Here is a 17,974-nt window from a genome sequence, read left to right as displayed (position 1 = left end):
TATATTTTTTTTATTTTTAACGGGATTTTCTGAAAATTAATAGAAAAGCATTTTTTCGATCAATCTTCATCTTTTGGTTTTTGTTCCACATATCCGCAGGTTTCCTGGCTACAAACCAGTTTATTTCCCTTTTCGAGCATATAATTACCACATTTCGGACATTTCTTTGCAGAAGGTTTCTGCCAGGACATAAAATCACATTCCGGATTATTCTCACATCCGTAATATTTTCTGCCTTTTTTCGTTTTTTTCATGACAATTTCGCCGCCGCACTTCGGACATGCAACACCGATCTTCTCATAATATGGTTTTGTATTACGGCAGTCCGGAAATCCGGGACATGCAAGAAATCTTCCATGAGGACCGTACTTGATCACCATGTTGCGGCCACAGTTGTCGCAGATCACATCCGTAACCTCATCCTGTATATCAACTTTCTCAAGCTCTTTTTCAGCCTCATCCACATCATGCTTCAGATCCGGATAGAAGTTACGTACAACCGTTTTCCACTGTACAGTACCTGCTTCCACGCAGTCCAAAAGCCCCTCCATAGTTGCTGTAAAGTTTACATCCACAATACTTGGAAAAGCCTGTTTCATAATATTATTAACAACCTCTCCAAGCTCTGTGACGTAAAGATTTTTCTGTTCCTTGGATACATAGCGTCTGCTGATGATCGTTGTAATGGTCGGCGCATACGTACTTGGACGTCCGATTCCAAGCTCTTCCATGGTCTTTACAAGTGACGCCTCTGTGTAATGTGCCGGCGGCTGTGTAAAATGCTGCTCCGGCTTCAGCTCTTTCAGCTTCAGCTCCATACCCCTCTCCAGACTTTGACTTAAAACATTGCCCTTTTTGTCATCGCCCTCTTCTGTGTATACAGACATAAAACCATCAAAGGCAACCTTGGATGCCGCAACCGTAAACACATACTCACCTGCTCCGATCTTGACAGACGTGGTCTCATAACGTGCCGGTGCCATTCTGCTTGCCGCAAAACGTCTCCAGATCAGCTGATATAAACGGAACTGATCCCTGGTCAGGGATTCCTTCACCAGAACTGGTGTCCTCGCAATATCTGTAGGACGGATTGCCTCATGAGCATCCTGTATCTTCTGTCCGTTTTTGATTGCCTTCTCTGTCTGAGAAACATAATCTAAACCATACTGCTCAGAAATATAAGTTCTTGCTGCTGCATCTGCTTCCTCTGAAATTCGAGTAGAATCTGTACGCAGATAGGAGATCAGACCTACCGTACCACTGCCTTTTACATCCACACCTTCATATAACTGCTGTGCCAGGCGCATAGTCTTCTGCGTAGAAAAATTCAATGTCTTGGCAGCTTCCTGCTGCAGAGTACTTGTGGTAAACGGAAGGGGAGCGTTCTTGATCCTCTCACCTTTTTTTACTTCTGTGATCTCATATTTACAGTCTTCCAGACTTTTCAGAATCTCATCCATTTCCTGACGGTTTCTGATCGGAAGTTTTTTATCCGTTCCATAGAACTTGGCTGTCAACGGCTTCTTCTCACCCTTTACCTGAAATTCACCCTCCAGGCTCCAGTATTCTTCAGGAATGAATGCATTGATCTCATCTTCTCTGTCACAGATGATACGCAGTGCCACAGACTGTACACGGCCTGCACTTAAGCCTCTTTTTACCTTGGCCCAGAGCAGCGGACTGATGGTATAACCTACCATACGATCCAGCATACGCCTTGCCTGCTGTGCATCTACCAGGTTCATGTCCAGTTCCCTGGCCTGCTTGATGGAAGCCTTAACTGCTGTTTTTGTTACCTCGTTAAATGTGATCCTGTGCATCTTTGCAGTATCTGTCTTCAAAGCCTGCATCAAATGCCAGGAAATTGCTTCTCCCTCACGGTCAGGGTCAGTTGCAAGATAGATCTTATCTGCTTTTTTTGCTTCTTTGCGAAGTTTTGCAAGAAGCTCACCCTTTCCACGTATTGTAATATACTTCGGTTCAAAATCATTGTCCACGTCAATACCAAACTGGCTCTTTGGAAAATCCCTCACATGACCGTTGGACGCTTCTACTGTATAATTTGCCCCCAGAAATTTCTTTACTGTCTTCATTTTAGCAGGTGACTCTACTATCACCAGATTTTTGGCCATTTTACCTCTCCTAATCTCATTCTGCCTTCCTGTCCGGCTTAAAAGCTCCTGCCAAATCTCCGGGCAAAAAAGCATTTATTCAAGTCTGATATAATACTGTCTCCCGGTTTCCTTCACAAGCCCCATCAAAATAAGCTGTCCCAGGATCCCGGCTGTTTTTCCCGGTGAAAAACCGGTTCTTCTTATAATATGATCCAGATTTTTTGGTCGTAAATCGAGACAACTATACACCAAATCCAAATCCGTTGCAAGTCCTAACTTGCTTTTTTCAGACAAATTTGTCTTTTTTTTCACAGATAATCCCCACTCATCCAGAAGTATTTCCGGAGAGTATGCAATTCCTGCTCCGTCGTAGATCAGCTTGTGACAGCCTCTGCTCAGAGCATCATTTACTGCTCCCGGAATGGCATATACCATCTTCCCCTGTTCCAGTGCACAGGCAGCTGTGATCAGTGAGCCGCTCTTTTCTTTTGCTTCCACCACAAGCACCAGATCTGCCAGTCCGCTGATGATCCGGTTCCTTGCCGGGAAATAATATGCCCTGCCTTTGGTACCTGGTTCATATTCGCTGATGATCCCTCCGTTTTTTTCTGGGATTCTCCGGTAAATACCTCTGCTGGATGAAGGATAACAGATGTCCACACCGTTTCCCAGAACCGCAAATGTCGGGGTACCACCTTCCAGAGCACCTTTATGACCCTCAGCATCAATGCCGGCCGCCATACCGCTGATCACCTGCACCCCATGTTCACTTAAGAATTTTCCGTAATTAAATGCCTGTATCCGTCCGTAAGGACTGCACAGTCTTGCTCCTACGATTGCAGCTGTAGGTTTGTCATCATCCGGAAATCTTCCAATATAATATAATTGTTTTGGCATACCAGAAAGTTCCTGAAGTCTTGCCGGATAAAGACTGCTATCCTTACTGGCACATTGGATCCTTGTTCGCTGTATTTCTTCCATATAAAATACCTTCCTTTTTTCTGTTTTATGACCAGTATTTCTTGTCATATGCCCGGTAAGCCAACGCTTCGCAGATATGTTCTTCCTTTATCTTTTCGGAAGATTCCATATCTGCGATGGTCCTGGCCGTTTTCAGTATCTTATGATATGCTCTGGTACTGAATTGAAACTGCTCATATGCCTGCTCCAGAAGTTTGTCTGCCCCTCCCGTCATTACACAGTATTTTTCCAGTTTTCTTCCGTCAAGCTCCCCATTGAAGCAAAATTTTTCCTCTTTGTAACGTTCTCTCTGAATCTCCTGTACTGCTTCCACCCTCTTTCTTATTTGCGCAGAGGATTCCCCGGGAATTTTCTTTTTCATTTTTGAAAAACTCACTGCCGGAACTTCTGTGCAGATATCAATACGCTCCAGAAGAGGCTGGCTGATCTTTCCAAGATAATGCGCGATCTCCCCCGACGTACAACGGCATCTGTTCATATCCGGGTAAAATCCGCAGGGACAGGGATTCATTGCTGCCGCCAGCATAAAACTGGCCGGAAAAATATAAGTTCCGGCAGCTCTGGACAAATGGATTTCTTTATCTTCCAGCGGCTGACGCAGGATCTCCAGGCTTTTTCTGGAAAATTCCGGCATCTCATCCAGAAAAAGCACACCTCTGTGTGCAAGAGTGATCTCCCCCGGTCCCGGTATCCTGCCGCCACCTGCCAGAGCCTGAGGGGAACTGGTATGATGCGGACTTCGAAAAGGCCTCTGCCGGATCAGCGGATCTTTTTCCGTGAGAAGTCCTGCCACACTGTATACCTTGGTGATCTCCAGGCTTTCCTCAAATGTCATCTCCGGCATAATAGTAGGCAGACGTCTTGCCAGCATGGTCTTTCCGGATCCTGGCGGTCCGATAAAAAGAATATTATGAAAACCGCTCACTGCGATCTCGGCCGCGCGCCGGGCTCCTTCCTGCCCGCAGATGTCCGCAAAATCAACATTTGGTTTTTCCGGTTTATTTTCTGTTTTCTCTTTTTCCTGATACTCATTTGTATAAGTGTTTGGGTCTCTCAGACATCGGATCATGTCATTCAGACTTTTTACTCCAAACACCGGCATATCCTTCACCAGATTCCCCTCCCGGATATTTTCCTCCGGAATAACACAAAAGCGTAGGCCCAGCTCTCTTGCGCGGATCACCCGTGGCAAAACTCCGGCAACCCCATGGATTCCTCCATTCAGACTGATCTCTCCTACGATCATAACTCCTTCCAGAAGATCCGGCTCCAGAATTCCGGCAGCCGCAAGTACTGCAGCCGCCACAGGCAGATCAAAACCAGCTCCCTCCTTTTTCATATCGGCAGGTGCAAAATTTACAGTTACTTTTTTTGGTGGCAGACAAAGTCGGTTGTTCTTAAATGCAGTCCGGACTCTTTCCTGGGCCTCTCTCACCTGGGCAGAGGGAAATCCTACCATAGCAAAAGAAGGCAGACCATCACTGACATCTGCCTCAACCTGGATCTCACGTACTTCCATTCCGTAGATCGCTGCTGATAAAACACTCGCAAACAAATACATTCCTTTCTGCGAAAAAACGAATCCCGATCTTCCATCTTTTCGTCTTTTCATATCAGGCGGATATTTACAATCCGCATTCGATTAAAAACAAGGGAATTTTCAGATAGACATTTTCTGAATTTTAGAAGATAATAAATTTAGTATAGTCCATTTTGCTCCCTTTTGCAAGGGTGCATTTCGTTCTGTTTTATACTTTCAATAGAAAGAAGAGGTGAGCACAATGAAATTTCAGCGTATTCAGGATTTACGTACAGACGCGGATCTGTCCCAGCGAGAATTAAGTGAGATTCTTCATATCAGCCAGCGTTCTTATTCCCATTATGAAACGGGATCCCGTAATATTCCTATCGAAATGCTTATCCGGCTGGCAAATTATTACGACACCAGCATCGATTATCTCGTCGGCCGCACAGACCGCAAAAAAATGATCAAATAAAGAGATCCCCGGAAATGTGGAACAGTTTCGGGAATTCCTGTATCGGGATTCCCTGATTGCCAAAATCCGGGGATTCTTTATTTTACCGTTTTTTATTTTTTGATTATTCCGTATAATAGGTTTCTTCTTCTCCGTAGGGAATCTCATATTCTTCTGTATTTTTATCAGAAGAATCTTCACTGCTTTCGCTGTAGGATTCCCGTTCATAGGAACTTTCGTTGCTTTCATTATAGGAAGCATCTTCTTCGGAATTTTCGGATACTTCCAGGGATGGCTCCTGCCGGGTCATAATAGACTCTGTTTTCGGATAGGTTAGAGATCCATCTCCCCGTTCATATGTTTTTACCTTCACATAAAGCTCACCACTTTTATCGAAAACAAACTCTCCCTTTGCCTTATTCCCTTCGGAATCCTTAAAACGGAACTGAGTAGCATTTCCTGCTACCTCCGCAGTCACATCCGCTTCTGCAGTCATTGAAGGATCTTTTCCATTCACTCTCTTATAGGTAAAGGAAATGGATTTCAGACTGATATCATAAATATTGATTGTTGTCAGCCCGTCTTCGCTGTACCAGATTCCCTGATAATTTTCCGGTTCAAATGCCGGAAGGATTGTCGGAACCGGTGTCAATGACGGTGTCGGTGTCGCTGTCGGAACTGGTGTTGCTGTTGCTACTGGTGTTGCTGTCACCTCCGGAATACTGTCCAATGCAGCCAATGCGGCCTCTCTTCGTTGTTCTTTTTCCACCTTATCCCTATGGGAAACATACAGCATCCCTCCCAGTCCTGCCAGAATAAACAGAATGATCAACAGGATCAGAACTGCTCTCAGCTGTTTTTTTCTTTTTTTGTTTTTTCTCATCTGCATCACCTCTGTTTACTGTAGCATACAGGAAACTCTTCTTGTATTTCTCAATTCTGCTTATTTTTTCTCTTTGATGATACCTTTTCTGTAAGCTTCCAGAAGCTGGATCAGCTCACTGATCCTTTCCTTCAGAGCAGTTCCGGTATCGGTGTCACCTACCAGTGTACGTTTGTTATTGTAATGAACCGCCACCCTGTTGGAAACAATATCCTGCTCCTTGGCTACCGCTTCTTCCGCAGAAGTAAAAGGCTCATGAGCAGACAGGATCAGCCCGTAGGAGTTATAAACCAGTGTATAACCGGCAATTCCCGTAACTTTCTGATATGGTCTGGAAAAACCGCCGTCGATCACAAGAACTTTGCCATTGCATTTTACAGGACTCTCTCCCTCACTCTGGTGAACCGGCACATGCCCGTTGATGATGTGACCTTTTTCCGGGTCCAGTCTGAACTCACGGAGCAGATCATCTACAATTTCCTCATTTTCCAGAAGATGATAGTAGGCATTTTTAGTTTCTTTATGTGTTTCCTTATCTTTAACAAAATAACGTTCAAAGGTGGTCATCTTGTCTTTTCCGAACAGCGGTGAATTCGGAGCTGCCCAGATATACCACATAATATCCCTGCCTTTACGCTTTTCATCCTCATTTACAGAAAAAAACGCCCTGCGCACATAAGTCTCAAGAACATCGTACAGTTCTTTTCCTTTGTAGGTTTTTCCATAAATCTGGACTTCTTTCAGACTTCCATCCTCATTAAGCGGAATACTTCCATGGAACAGAAGATTCCCATTATAAGTTTTATAAAGGCCTCCCTTGTCCAGAAGAAGCCGGACATGATTCTGCAGTTTCTCACAGTTTCGGAAAGCGGAATCCAATCGTTCCATTACATCCTTTTCCTCTGTGGTAAGTTCATATGGTTTTTTCCAGTCAATAGTAGGAAAAGCTGTATCGGTCAGCGGATATTCTTTTCCGTTCGGAAGTGTGATCGTTCCCTTTTTCGGATCGATCCTATGAAGCAAACAACGATTTTCCATATGGAATTCTTTGTGCCGGCGAATCAGCTGTCCCTCCAGCTTAAACTGGATAATGGCAATAGCCTTGTGCATTTTCCGTCCAAGCTCTTCTTCCAGAATACTGTAGTTATTGGCATCTCCCTTCATCTCAAAAGCAGTACATGGATCATCCTTATAAGCCTCCATTGCAAAAGTTGCCAGAGGCATAAGATTGATTCCATATCCATCCTCAAGAATATCCATATTTCGGTAACGGATGCTGTTCCGGATCACCGTTGCAATGCAGGCTTTCTGTCCTGTAGCAGCTCCCATCCAGACCACATCATGATTCCCCCACTGGATATCCAGCGAATGATATTTCATCAAACGATCCATGATGAAATGCGGGCCCGGACCTCTGTCATAAATATCTCCCAGCACATGAAGATGATCCACAACAAGACGCTGGATCAGTTCTGCCAGGGCAATGATAAAATTCTCTGCCCGGCCGATCTCAATGATCGTATTGACGATGGCATCGTAATATGCTTCTTTGTCCAGAACTTCCGCTTTCTCTGTGATCAGCTCCTCGATCACATAGGCATAGTCTGCAGGAAGTGCCTTACGGACCTTGGAACGGGTATATTTGGATGCCGTTGTCTTGCATACTTCGATCAGACGATAAAGTGTGATCTTGTACCAGTTCTCCATGTCTTCTTCCTGCTTTTTTACAACTTCCATCTTTTCCTTCGGATAATAGATCAGTGTGGCAAGAGAACGTTTGTCGCTGTTGCTTAAGGTATGTCCGAATACATCATCGATCTTTTTTCGTACAGCCCCTGATCCATTCCGAAGAACATGAGAAAACGCATCGTATTCTCCATGGATGTCCGACATGAAATGCTCGGTACCTTTCGGAAGGTTTAATATAGACTGCAGATTGATGATCTCTGTTGAAGCTTTTGCTATAGTAGGATACAACTCCGCAAGTCGCTGCAGGTATCTTAATTCTTCTTTTTTCATAGTATCTGGTATCCTCCTGAGAGTTCTCACTGCCAGATCAGCCTTTAGGATAAACGGCAGTATTTTTTATTTATTGTAAGCCCTTCCGGTATCATATATCAACCCGTAAAATCAAACAGTGACATCTGATTGGACTGCGGGATATCTCCGAAAAGATCCATGTCATCCATTAGATCGATAACGGTCTTGCTGACCTTGGTACGGTCACGGAAATCATCCTTGGAAAGGAATCTGCCTTTTGCGGCAGCATCCACAACTGCCTCTGCTGCCTTATCTCCAAGACCCTCTATGGTATCCAGAGCAGGCATCAGTTTATCTCCGATGATCTGGAACCGGTGTGCCTTTGCCTTATAAAGATCGATTGGTACAAAATCAAAACCTCTGGCATACATTTCCTGTACGATCCTCATATCCTTCAGTGTATCCTGTTCCTTCTTAGATGCTTCATCACCTTTTTTCCGGATCTCCGCCATATAATATTCCAGACGTTCTTTTCCCATGCACATCAGTTCATAGGAAAAGGATGTGGCACGGATACTGAAAAATGCTGCATAATAAGCCAGTGGATGAAACACTTTATACCAGGCGATACGATACGCCATCATAACATAAGCTGCCGCATGGGCTTTCGGGAACATGTACTTGATCAGCTTACAGGACCAGATATACCAGTCCGGAACATCATGCTCTTTCATAGTCTGGATCCATTCCTCACGAAGACCCTTTCCCTTACGGACACTCTCCATGATGGTAAACGCCAAACCACTTTCCACTCCTTTTCCGATGAGATAGATCATAATATCATCTCGCGTACAGATTGCTGTGGAAATGGTAGCTGTACCATTCTGGATCAATACCTGAGCATTTCCAAGCCATACATCCGTACCGTGAGAAAGTCCGGCAATACGTACCAGGTCGGAAAAATATTTCGGCTTGGTATCGATCAACATCTGCATGGCAAAGTCTGTACCAAACTCCGGGATTCCGAGGCATCCCAGCCTGCAGCCGCCGATATCCTCCGGGCTGATCCCCAGAGCCTGCGTTCCCGCAAACAGGGACATGACATCTCTCTGGTCCAGCGGAACTGTTCTTGCACTGATGCCGGTCAGATCCTCCAGCATACGGATCATGGTCGGATCATCGTGTCCAAGTATATCAAGTTTCAGAAGATTTCCGTCAATGGAATGGTAATCAAAATGTGTGGTGATGATATCACTGTTCACATCATTGGCCGGGTGCTGCACAGGTGTAAATTTCTCAATCTCCTCACCCATAGGCAGTACGATAATACCTCCCGGATGCTGGCCAGTGGTACGGCGGACACCGGTACAGCCCTTCACGATACGGTTGATCTCACAGTAGCGCTTGTGCTGCCCCCGTTCCTCATAATAGTTCTTCACATAACCAAATGCAGTTTTTTCCGCAAGGGTACCAATGGTACCCGCCTTAAATGTCTGCCCTTTTCCGAAGATAACCTCTGTATACCGGTGGGCATTGGCCTGATATTCACCGGAGAAATTCAGGTCGATATCCGGCTCCTTATCACCTTTAAAACCAAGGAATGTCTCAAAAGGGATATCAAAACCTTCCTTGTTCATCCTGGTGCCGCATTTCGGACAGATCTTATCCGGCATATCACATCCTGCCATACCCGCGTATTTTTTCACCTCAGGGGAATCAAAATCACTGTATTTACAGTCTGGATTCGGACAGAGATAATGAGGCGGCAGAGGGTTTACCTCCGTGATACCGGACATGGTCGCTGCCAGAGAAGAACCTACAGAACCACGGGATCCAACCAGATAGCCGTCCTCATTGGACTTCCACACGAGCTTCTGTGCAATGATATACATTACCGCATAACCATTGGAGATAATAGAATTCAGTTCCCTGTCCAGACGGTCCTCCACGATCTTCGGCAACGGATCTCCGTACATTTCGTGGGCCTTCGTGAAACAGATATCCTTAAGATCCTGCTCGGAGTTCTCAATGACCGGTGGAAATTTATCCGGATGGATCGGTGATATCTTCTCGATCATATCCGCGATCTTATTGGTATTGGTGATCACCACCTCTTCCGCCTTTTCACTTCCCAGATAGGAAAATTCCTCCAGCATTTCCTCCGTTGTACGAAGATAAAGCGGAGCCTGGTTATCTGCATCAGAAAATCCGTTTCCTGCCATGATGATCCGTCGGTAAACCTCGTCCTGGGGATCCATAAAATGCACATCACAGGTGGCAACCACCGGTTTTTTGAACTGCTCTCCAAGTTTTACGATCTTCCTGTTTATCTCTTTTAAGTCTTCCTCAGAATTGATCATATCGTGCTTTTCATCCGCAAGCATAAACGCATTGTTCCCAAGAGGCTGGATTTCCAGATAGTCATAAAAATTTACCAGTCTGGCGATCTCCTGATCCGGTGCATTGCGAAGAAGTGCCTGATAAAGTTCTCCTGCCTCGCAGGCACTTCCCACCAGAAGGCCTTCCCTGTATTTTTCCAGCACACTTTTTGGAACCCTTGGTCTTCTGTGATAGTACTTTAAATGGGACTGACTTACCAGCTTGTACAGATTGATCCTTCCGGTTTCATTTCTTGCAAAAACAATAGCATGGTATGTGGGCAGCTTTCGGATGGTATCCGGCGAAACCGCACCCTGACTGTTCATCTCATCCACATCAAAAATATCTCTTTCTTCCAGCATCTTTACAAACCGCACAAAAATCTCTGCGGTACATGCCGCATCATCCACAGCTCTGTGGTGATGATCAAGAGAAACACCTACTGCCTTGGCTACCGTATCCAGTTTAAAACGGTTCAGGGCAGGAAGAAGGAATCTGGCCATACCAACAGTATCCACATAAGTAAAATCATCCGAAATCCCCTGCCGTTTACAGTTTTCAATAATAAAGCTCATATCAAAGTCCGCATTATGGGCCACCATCACGCAGCCCTCACAGAATTCCAGGAATTTCGGCAGTACTTCCTCTATCACAGGTGCATCCAGGACCATGGAATCATTGATACTTGTCAGCTGCTCAATGCGGAACGGAATGGGCACTTCCGGGTTTACAAATGTGGAAAAACGATCTGTGATCTGTCCTTTTTCCACTTTTACCGCGCCAATCTCAATGATCCTGCAGGTCAGTGCTGAAAATCCCGTAGTCTCAATATCAAAAACAACAAAATCACCATCCAGCCGCTGCCCTTTGGAATTGGTGACCATACCCTTCAGATCATCTACCAGATACGCTTCCATTCCATAGAGCACCTTAAAATCAGACTCCTTTGGAACACAACCGCCCCAGGCATCAAAGCAGTGATTTGCCTCCGGGAAGGACTGCACCACGCCATGATCAGTGATAGCGATAGCCTTATGTCCCCACTCATAAGCACGTTTTACCAATGCCTTTGCATCGCTGACACCATCCATATCGCTCATCTTGGTGTGACAGTGAAGCTCCACACGCTTCTGAGGACTGGTATCCATTCTTGTGCTGGTAAAATTGGCGATTTTCTTGATACCTGTAATATTTCCAATAGTAAGCTCGCTGTCAAAGCGGTCAATGGTGGTAACTCCCTTCAGTTTCAGGAATGCGCCTTTTTTTACACTTTCTGTCACTTCCGGAACCTGCTCGTTACGCAAAAACATCTTCACAACAATACTGTCCGTAAAATCGGTCACAGGGAAGATCAGGATCGTTTTTTCATTTCGGATCTCACGAGCTTCCACATCCATAACCTGACATCGGATGATAACCTCACCCATCTCACCGGTAATGCTCTCCAGCGGAATCGTTTCTCCATCAAAATCTCTGCCGTAAACCACATCCGGATTGCTGTCCCTGCGGAATCCGAAGCTGCCGCGGAAATCTCCCTTCTGAACCTTCTGCTGTTTTTTGTCAAAAGATTTCTTCTCGTTTGTCTTTTCGCCCTTATTATCTCCTGAGTTTTTCTTTGTCTCTTCCTTGGCTGCCTCCTCCTGCTTCGGTTCACGCTCCTGATCACCGCTGAGTTTGGCATGCTTCAGGACATTTTCCACTTCCTGTTTGATTTGAAGTGCAGCATTTTTCCGGTATTTACTCTCTTTCACTTCCACAAAATCCAGTTCCACTTTCAGATCCATACCGCAGCGTTCACAGAAAACCTTATGAAAATATTCAACAAGTATTTCGCTTTTCTGTCTGGAAATAACCGTATCCGGAAGCTCCATACGCAAGGTATCTTTTCCTGTAAAAGTGATTTTTGATCTACGGAACAAATTGTACTCCAACATATTATAGTTGCGCAACTCCATCTCCATACTGGAACGGTAGCTTTCCAGAAAGTTCTCCGGTGTATACTGCTCGGAAAGATGAAATTTTTCCACAACTGTTACAGTCATGGGAATCCCCGGAAAACACTGCCGTTCGATCTCATCCTCCAGCGCAAAAATATTCTTCTTGTGTATCCAGCGGCTGCTTTCGATATAAACCCTCAGATGAGTTCTTCCGGGGTTCATGGAAACCTTTGTCACAAATACCATGTCCAGAAGTTCTTCCAGCTCTTTCTTCACTTTAAGATGCGGAAATACATCAAAAAAATCTTTCTCCATTATGACTCCTGCTCATTCCAGATAAGAAGTTCCTGACGAAGTGTATCCAAAAGATCCGTTTCCGGTACTTTTTTTACAACCTCTCCATGCCGGATCAGAAGACCAACACCATCGCCTCCTGCAATTCCAAGATCTGCTTCCTTCGCCTCTCCCGGCCCATTTACCACACAGCCCATAACCGCAACCTTAATATCAAGAGGAATATCCTGTACCATAGTCTCTACCTGGTTTGCAAGACCGATCAGATCGATTTTTGTTCTTCCGCAGGTCGGACAGGAAACAACCTCCACGCCTCCTTTGCGAAGTCCCAGCGTTTTCAGGATCCTTTTGGCTGATTTCACTTCTTCCAGCGGCGCGCCTGTCAGAGAAACACGGATGGTATCTCCGATTCCCTGATACAGGATGATCCCAAGTCCGATAGCTGATTTGATATTTCCCGAATACAGAGTTCCTGCTTCTGTAATTCCCACATGAAGAGGATACTGTGTTTTTTCTGCGATCAGTTCATGGGCTCTGGCGCACATGAGAACATCAGAAGATTTGATGCTGATCACAAGATTGTCATATCCCATCTCTTCAATGATGCGCACCTTATCAAGCGCACTCTCCACAAGTCCTTCGGCTGTGACACCGTGATATTTTTCCACCAGTTCTTTTTCAAGGGAACCGCTGTTTACTCCTACACGAATAGGGATATTCCGTTCCTTTGCTGTATCCACAACTGCCTGGATCCTCTCTTTGGAACCGATATTTCCCGGATTGATACGGATCTTGTCCGCACCGTTCTCCATGGCTGCAATGGCAAGGCGATAATCAAAATGGATGTCCGCAACCAGCGGAATATGGATCTGTTTTTTGATCTGGGATAAAGCCTCCGCGGCTTCCATAGTAGGAACTGCGCAGCGGATAATATCACAGCCTGCTTTTTCCAGAGAAAGGATCTGCGCAACCGTTGCTTCCACATCTTCAGTTTTCGTATTGGTCATGGACTGGATAAGGATCGGATTTCCTCCTCCGATAACACGATTTCCAATTTTTATTACTTTTGTATGATCTCTGTACATAAAAATCTCCTTTATGAATCCTGAAAGGCAGGTGTCTTCAAACGCCCTGCCTTTCCTTTCCGAACTATCTTTTTACTCTTACTCCTAACGTCGGATCTCCAGCAGCTTTGTTTTCAGTTCGTTTTCCATACGTCTCATATCTGCCTCTGCTGCCTGACGTTTCTCACGGCCTTCCTGCTGGATCTTCATCACATCATCCAGTGTCTGGATCAGTTCCTGATTGGTTTTTTTCAGAGTTTCAATATCTACAATACCTCGCTGGGACTCCTTTGCAGTTTCCACAGATGCCAGGTGAAGCGTTTCCGCATTTTTCTTCAGAAGTTCATTAGTAAAATCCGTAACCTGCCGCTGTGCCTGTGCGGCTTCTGTGGAGTGCGCGATCCCCAGAGCCAGCACCATCTGGCTTTTCCAGAGAGGAATGGTATTTACAATGGTTGTCTGGATCTTCTCGATCATCGTCGTATCATTGTTCTGGATCATGCGGATCTGCGGTGCAGTCTGCATGGAAATGGTTCTGGTAAGCTCCAGATCATGAAGTTTTTTTTCAAAGCGGTCACATTTGCTTTCCAGATCATTGGCAGCCTGTGCATCTTCCTGGAGTCCGCTTACCGCTGCCTTCTGATGCAATTCATTAAGCTTTCCCTCCCTGACTTCCTTAAGCTTCTTTTTACCCGCAAGAATGTACATGGAAAGTTCTTTAAAGTATGCAAGGTTCTGCTCATACATTTTGTCCAGCACGGCAGAATCTTTCATCAGACGCATCTGATGCTGCTCCAGAGCTTCCGTGATCTTCGTCACATTTCCCTCGGCCTTTGTGTAACGGTTTTTCAGAGTTTCCACCTTCGCTGTCTGTTTTTTGAAAAAGCCGAAAAACCCCTTTTCCTCTGTGGCATCAAAATCCTTCAATTCTCCTACCACATTTGCAAGAAGCTCCCCTGCCTCCCCAAGATCCTGTGTCTTCACATTTACCAGCGCTGCATCAGAAAAATCTGCCATCTTCTTCTGAGTGCCGGCTCCGTACTGCAGGATCTGGTTTGTATTTTCAATATCGATCTTTGCTGCAAAATCTTCTACGATTTTCTGTTCCTGGGGAGATAACACCGGTTCCTCTACTGCAGGCTCCTGGGGTTTCTCCGGTTCTTTTTTTGTAATTTCTTCTTTTTCTTCCGTGAGATCCGGTTCCAGAGTCAGTACCGGTGCTTCTACCTCAAAGTCTTTAAATTCTTCTCCCATAAGCATTCTCCTTGATCAGCTGTACCTTCCGGCAGATGTCTGTATTCCAGCTTCTTATCTGCTCGTTGTACTTATTTCATTTCCGCATTCTGTTTCATTTTTTCGAAATCATCCTCTGTCAGCCCCTCCTGTGCCAGAACCGTATGCAGCACAGAAATATCTGTGGATACATCCCACGCGGTATCCCGGAATATGGAATCCAGAAGTTTCTCAAAAGCAATATTCAGTGTATCAATGGTTTCTTCAATTTCTTTCTTGGAAGCCGTGATATTCTCGCCTTGTACAGGCTGTCCATCCATATCCTCATAAGCATCCAGAAGCTTCACAGTCATGGGCAGATAGTAATCCATCATTTTCTTAAGATCCGGAATCACCTCCGGATGCTCTCCTGCTCGCTCAAAAATTTTCTGAACGATCATTTCCATCCTGGAAATCTTTTCAGAAATTTCTTTCCCGGGAATGGCGTCATTGCTCTCACGGATCTTTACCAGAAATTCATTTCCTTTTCTCAGGACTTCCTGGGCTTCCGGACTCATATTATCCTCCAGCTGAACCTTAGGATCCGCTTCCTGTTCACGAAGCTCCAACTGCTTCTGTGTTTCCAGATATTGCTGATAGGTCTCATTACTGGTGATCAGACAGGTTCCCTGCTCATCCACATGACCTTCCAGAAACCAGCCCTTCTGGATCATTCTTCTGATATCTTTTTTTACAAATTTCTCGTTCTTTCCTGCTGCCTGGGCAAGCTTCTGAAAATTACAGTAGGTGTGATCTCCCAGCGCACGGATATATTTCTGGAAACGTCCCAGTCTTCCGAGGCGGCTTGTTCCTGCTCCCAAAAGAGCACCACCACCTGCTGCGCCTGCACACATCACTCCAAGCACACCTGCTGCAAGTGCACCGCTGTGTCCAATGCCCATCCAGATCAGAAGCACCATGGCTCCAAGCCCCATGCCACTTAAAAGTATCCCACCGGAAACTGCCATCATCATGCCTTTGAGATTCTCACCGGTAGTCTTTCCGTAGAGCAATTCCGTCTGTTTTCTTGCAGCCTGCTGCTTTGCTTTTCTGCTTCTTCCGTAATAAGGACTCTGATATGTATAGCTTTTCTTACGGAATTCCGGATCAGCACCCGGATCAAACACGGAATTCATCGCATTTTTCAGCGCTTCGCTTCCGGAATCAATGGCCTTATTTACTGTCTGGTTGATCGTATGGCTTAATTCGTGATAGCTGTTTGAATTCACTGCATTATCTACAATATCCTGAATCTTTTTTCCAAGGTCTTCAAATTCGTGATTGTCCATTTTTCCCTCCAGTCCATAGATAATTTTTATTATATCGAAATCATATTAAAATTACAAGCAAATGAAAAAAAGGAACAAAAAACTATTGAAGTCATCACGTAAAAGTTTTACAATGGTAAAAAGTAAAAATTGTAAACGGAGGAATCGTTATGGAAAAAAAGAACATCGACTGGTCCAGCATCGGATTCGCTTACATGCCAACCGACTACAGATACGTGTCTAATTTTAAAGATGGAAAATGGGATGAGGGTACTTTAAGCACAGACCCTAATATCGTACTCAACGAGTGTGCTGGTGTGCTTCAGTATTCTCAGAGTGTATTCGAGGGTCTGAAGGCATACACAACAGAAGACGGACATATCGTTACTTTCCGTCCTGACCTGAACGCAGAGCGTATCGCTGCATCTGCGGCAAGACTTGAAATGCCGGTATTCCCGAAGGAAAGATTTATCGACGCTGTTGAGCAGGTTGTTAAGGCAAATGCTGCATGGGTTCCGCCATATGGTTCCGGCGCAACACTTTATCTTCGCCCGTACATGTTTGGTTCCAACGCCGTGATCGGTGTTAAACCTGCTGACGAATATCAGTTCCGTATCCTTACAACACCGGTTGGTCCGTACTTTAAAGGCGGCGCCAAACCGATCACGATCCGTGTCAGCGACTATGACCGTGCCGCACCTTGCGGAACCGGCAACATCAAGGCTGGCCTGAACTACGCAATGAGCCTTCACGCTATCGTAGATGCTCACAAACAGGGATTTGATGAGAACATGTACCTTGATCCCAAGACTCGTACAAAAGTTGAGGAGACAGGCGGAGCAAACTTCATCTTCGTTACTAAAGACGGCAAGGTTGTAACACCGAAGTCTGACAGCATCCTTCCTTCCATCACACGTCGTTCTCTGATCTACGTTGCAAAGGAGTATCTTGGACTGGAAGCTGAAGAGCGTGAGGTCTACTTCGATGAGGTTAAAGATTTTGCAGAGTGTGGTCTTTGCGGTACTGCTGCAGTTATCTCTCCTGTCGGAAAGATCAATGATCACGGCAAAGAAATCTGCTTCCCAAGCGGAATGGAAAAAATGGGTCCGGTCATCCAGAAGCTGTATGACACACTGACAGGTATCCAGATGGGACGCATCGAAGCACCGAAAGGATGGATCCACGTAATCGAGTAATTGCCGGATTTTCGTCATTATACATAACATTAAATACAAAAAACAGACCGCCGTATTTTTATCAGTGGTCTGTTTTTTATTATTTTTCATTCTGCTTTATGATCTGCGCTCACATTATCTATCTTTTCTCTCGTATTTCACAAACGCATATTCCAGATCAAAGTATGTCTGTTCTTCACTCTCTGCTGTAATCTCCCAATCCGGGTCCTCATCCAGGTTCGGGAAATACGCATCCGCTTCATATGCAAAATCGATTTTTGTCACATGAGCTACATCACAATACGGAAGCATCTGTTTGTAAATACTGTCTCCGCCGATACAGTACACATCCTCTGCCGGATATTTCTCCACTTCCCTCAGCGCCTCCTCAATACTGTGAACGACCACAGCACCTTTTACCTGATAATCCCTGTTGCCGGAGATCACAATGTTGGTTCTGTTTTTCAGAGGAAGTCCGTTTGGAAAAGACTCCAGTGTTTTTCTTCCCATAACAACCACTTTTCCTGTAGTTTCCTCACGGAACATCTTCATATCTGCCGGAATACTTACCAGAAGTTCATTATTTCTTCCGATTCCCCAGTTTTTATCTGCTGCAACAATAATATTCATTCTTTCTTCCTTTCTTTATGC

At 45.1% G+C, this 17,974-nt stretch carries 12 protein-coding genes; 2 read left to right on the top strand and 10 right to left on the bottom strand.

What is annotated here, in order from left to right; genetic code table 11:
* Positions 1–59 precede the first annotated feature (59 nt).
* From topA to DWX61_RS06420, 3 genes are all read right to left on the bottom strand, one after another.
* Positions 60–2,132 (bottom strand): type I DNA topoisomerase, encoded by a 2,073-nt coding sequence (gene topA, locus DWX61_RS06430; protein WP_118624370.1) that lies wholly within the window; start codon positions 2,130–2,132, stop codon positions 60–62.
* Positions 2,133–2,207: 75 nt separating this feature from the next.
* On the bottom strand, positions 2,208–3,095 hold the full coding sequence (dprA, locus tag DWX61_RS06425) for a DNA-processing protein DprA (protein WP_118624575.1): 888 nt from the start codon (positions 3,093–3,095) through the stop codon (positions 2,208–2,210).
* Positions 3,096–3,120: 25 nt separating this feature from the next.
* Entirely contained in the window at positions 3,121–4,656 is a 1,536-nt protein-coding gene (locus tag DWX61_RS06420; protein ID WP_118624368.1) for a YifB family Mg chelatase-like AAA ATPase, read from the bottom strand.
* A gap of 220 nt (positions 4,657–4,876) precedes the next feature.
* Between DWX61_RS06420 and DWX61_RS06415 the strand changes: the two genes are divergently transcribed.
* Positions 4,877–5,092 carry a helix-turn-helix domain-containing protein gene (locus tag DWX61_RS06415; protein ID WP_015524345.1) on the top strand — a complete coding sequence of 72 codons (216 nt, stop codon included), beginning with the start codon at positions 4,877–4,879 and terminating at the stop codon, positions 5,090–5,092.
* Between the two features lie 103 nt (positions 5,093–5,195).
* Here DWX61_RS06415 and DWX61_RS06410 read toward each other — a convergent pair whose 3' ends face one another.
* The 6 genes from DWX61_RS06410 to DWX61_RS06385 form a co-directional block, all read right to left on the bottom strand.
* Complete coding sequence (locus tag DWX61_RS06410) at positions 5,196–5,954, bottom strand: hypothetical protein (protein WP_118514700.1); 759 nt, start codon at positions 5,952–5,954, stop codon at positions 5,196–5,198.
* Positions 5,955–6,014: 60 nt separating this feature from the next.
* Positions 6,015–7,973 (bottom strand): fructose-1,6-bisphosphatase, encoded by a 1,959-nt coding sequence (locus DWX61_RS06405; protein ID WP_118514701.1) that lies wholly within the window; start codon positions 7,971–7,973, stop codon positions 6,015–6,017.
* Between the two features lie 98 nt (positions 7,974–8,071).
* Positions 8,072–12,565, bottom strand: coding sequence for a PolC-type DNA polymerase III (locus DWX61_RS06400; RefSeq protein ID WP_118514703.1), 4,494 nt, complete (start codon positions 12,563–12,565; stop codon positions 8,072–8,074).
* Positions 12,565–13,629, bottom strand: coding sequence for a flavodoxin-dependent (E)-4-hydroxy-3-methylbut-2-enyl-diphosphate synthase (ispG, locus tag DWX61_RS06395; RefSeq protein WP_118624366.1), 1,065 nt, complete (start codon positions 13,627–13,629; stop codon positions 12,565–12,567). Before ispG ends, DWX61_RS06400 begins: the two co-directional genes overlap by 1 nt.
* An 84-nt stretch (positions 13,630–13,713) precedes the next feature.
* Entirely contained in the window at positions 13,714–14,862 is a 1,149-nt protein-coding gene (locus tag DWX61_RS06390) for a toxic anion resistance protein (RefSeq protein ID WP_118624364.1), read from the bottom strand.
* 71 nt (positions 14,863–14,933) lie between these two features.
* Positions 14,934–16,169: a 5-bromo-4-chloroindolyl phosphate hydrolysis family protein gene (locus tag DWX61_RS06385; RefSeq protein WP_118624362.1), complete on the bottom strand. Its 1,236-nt coding sequence runs from the start codon at positions 16,167–16,169 to the stop codon at positions 14,934–14,936.
* A gap of 149 nt (positions 16,170–16,318) precedes the next feature.
* On the opposite strand from DWX61_RS06385, the gene DWX61_RS06380 reads away from it, so the two are divergent.
* Positions 16,319–17,344 carry a branched-chain amino acid aminotransferase gene (locus tag DWX61_RS06380; RefSeq protein ID WP_021651824.1) on the top strand — a complete coding sequence of 342 codons (1,026 nt, stop codon included), beginning with the start codon at positions 16,319–16,321 and terminating at the stop codon, positions 17,342–17,344.
* A gap of 114 nt (positions 17,345–17,458) precedes the next feature.
* Here DWX61_RS06380 and DWX61_RS06375 read toward each other — a convergent pair whose 3' ends face one another.
* Positions 17,459–17,953 (bottom strand): dihydrofolate reductase, encoded by a 495-nt coding sequence (locus DWX61_RS06375; protein ID WP_118624360.1) that lies wholly within the window; start codon positions 17,951–17,953, stop codon positions 17,459–17,461.
* Positions 17,954–17,974 lie beyond the last annotated feature (21 nt).

Source organism: Ruminococcus sp. AF20-12LB (genome assembly GCF_003478985.1).
GTDB lineage: Bacteria > Bacillota > Clostridia > Lachnospirales > Lachnospiraceae > Blautia_A.
The sequence above is the reverse complement of the archived record's forward strand: the minus strand, read 5'-3'. Positions and strand labels throughout refer to the sequence as shown.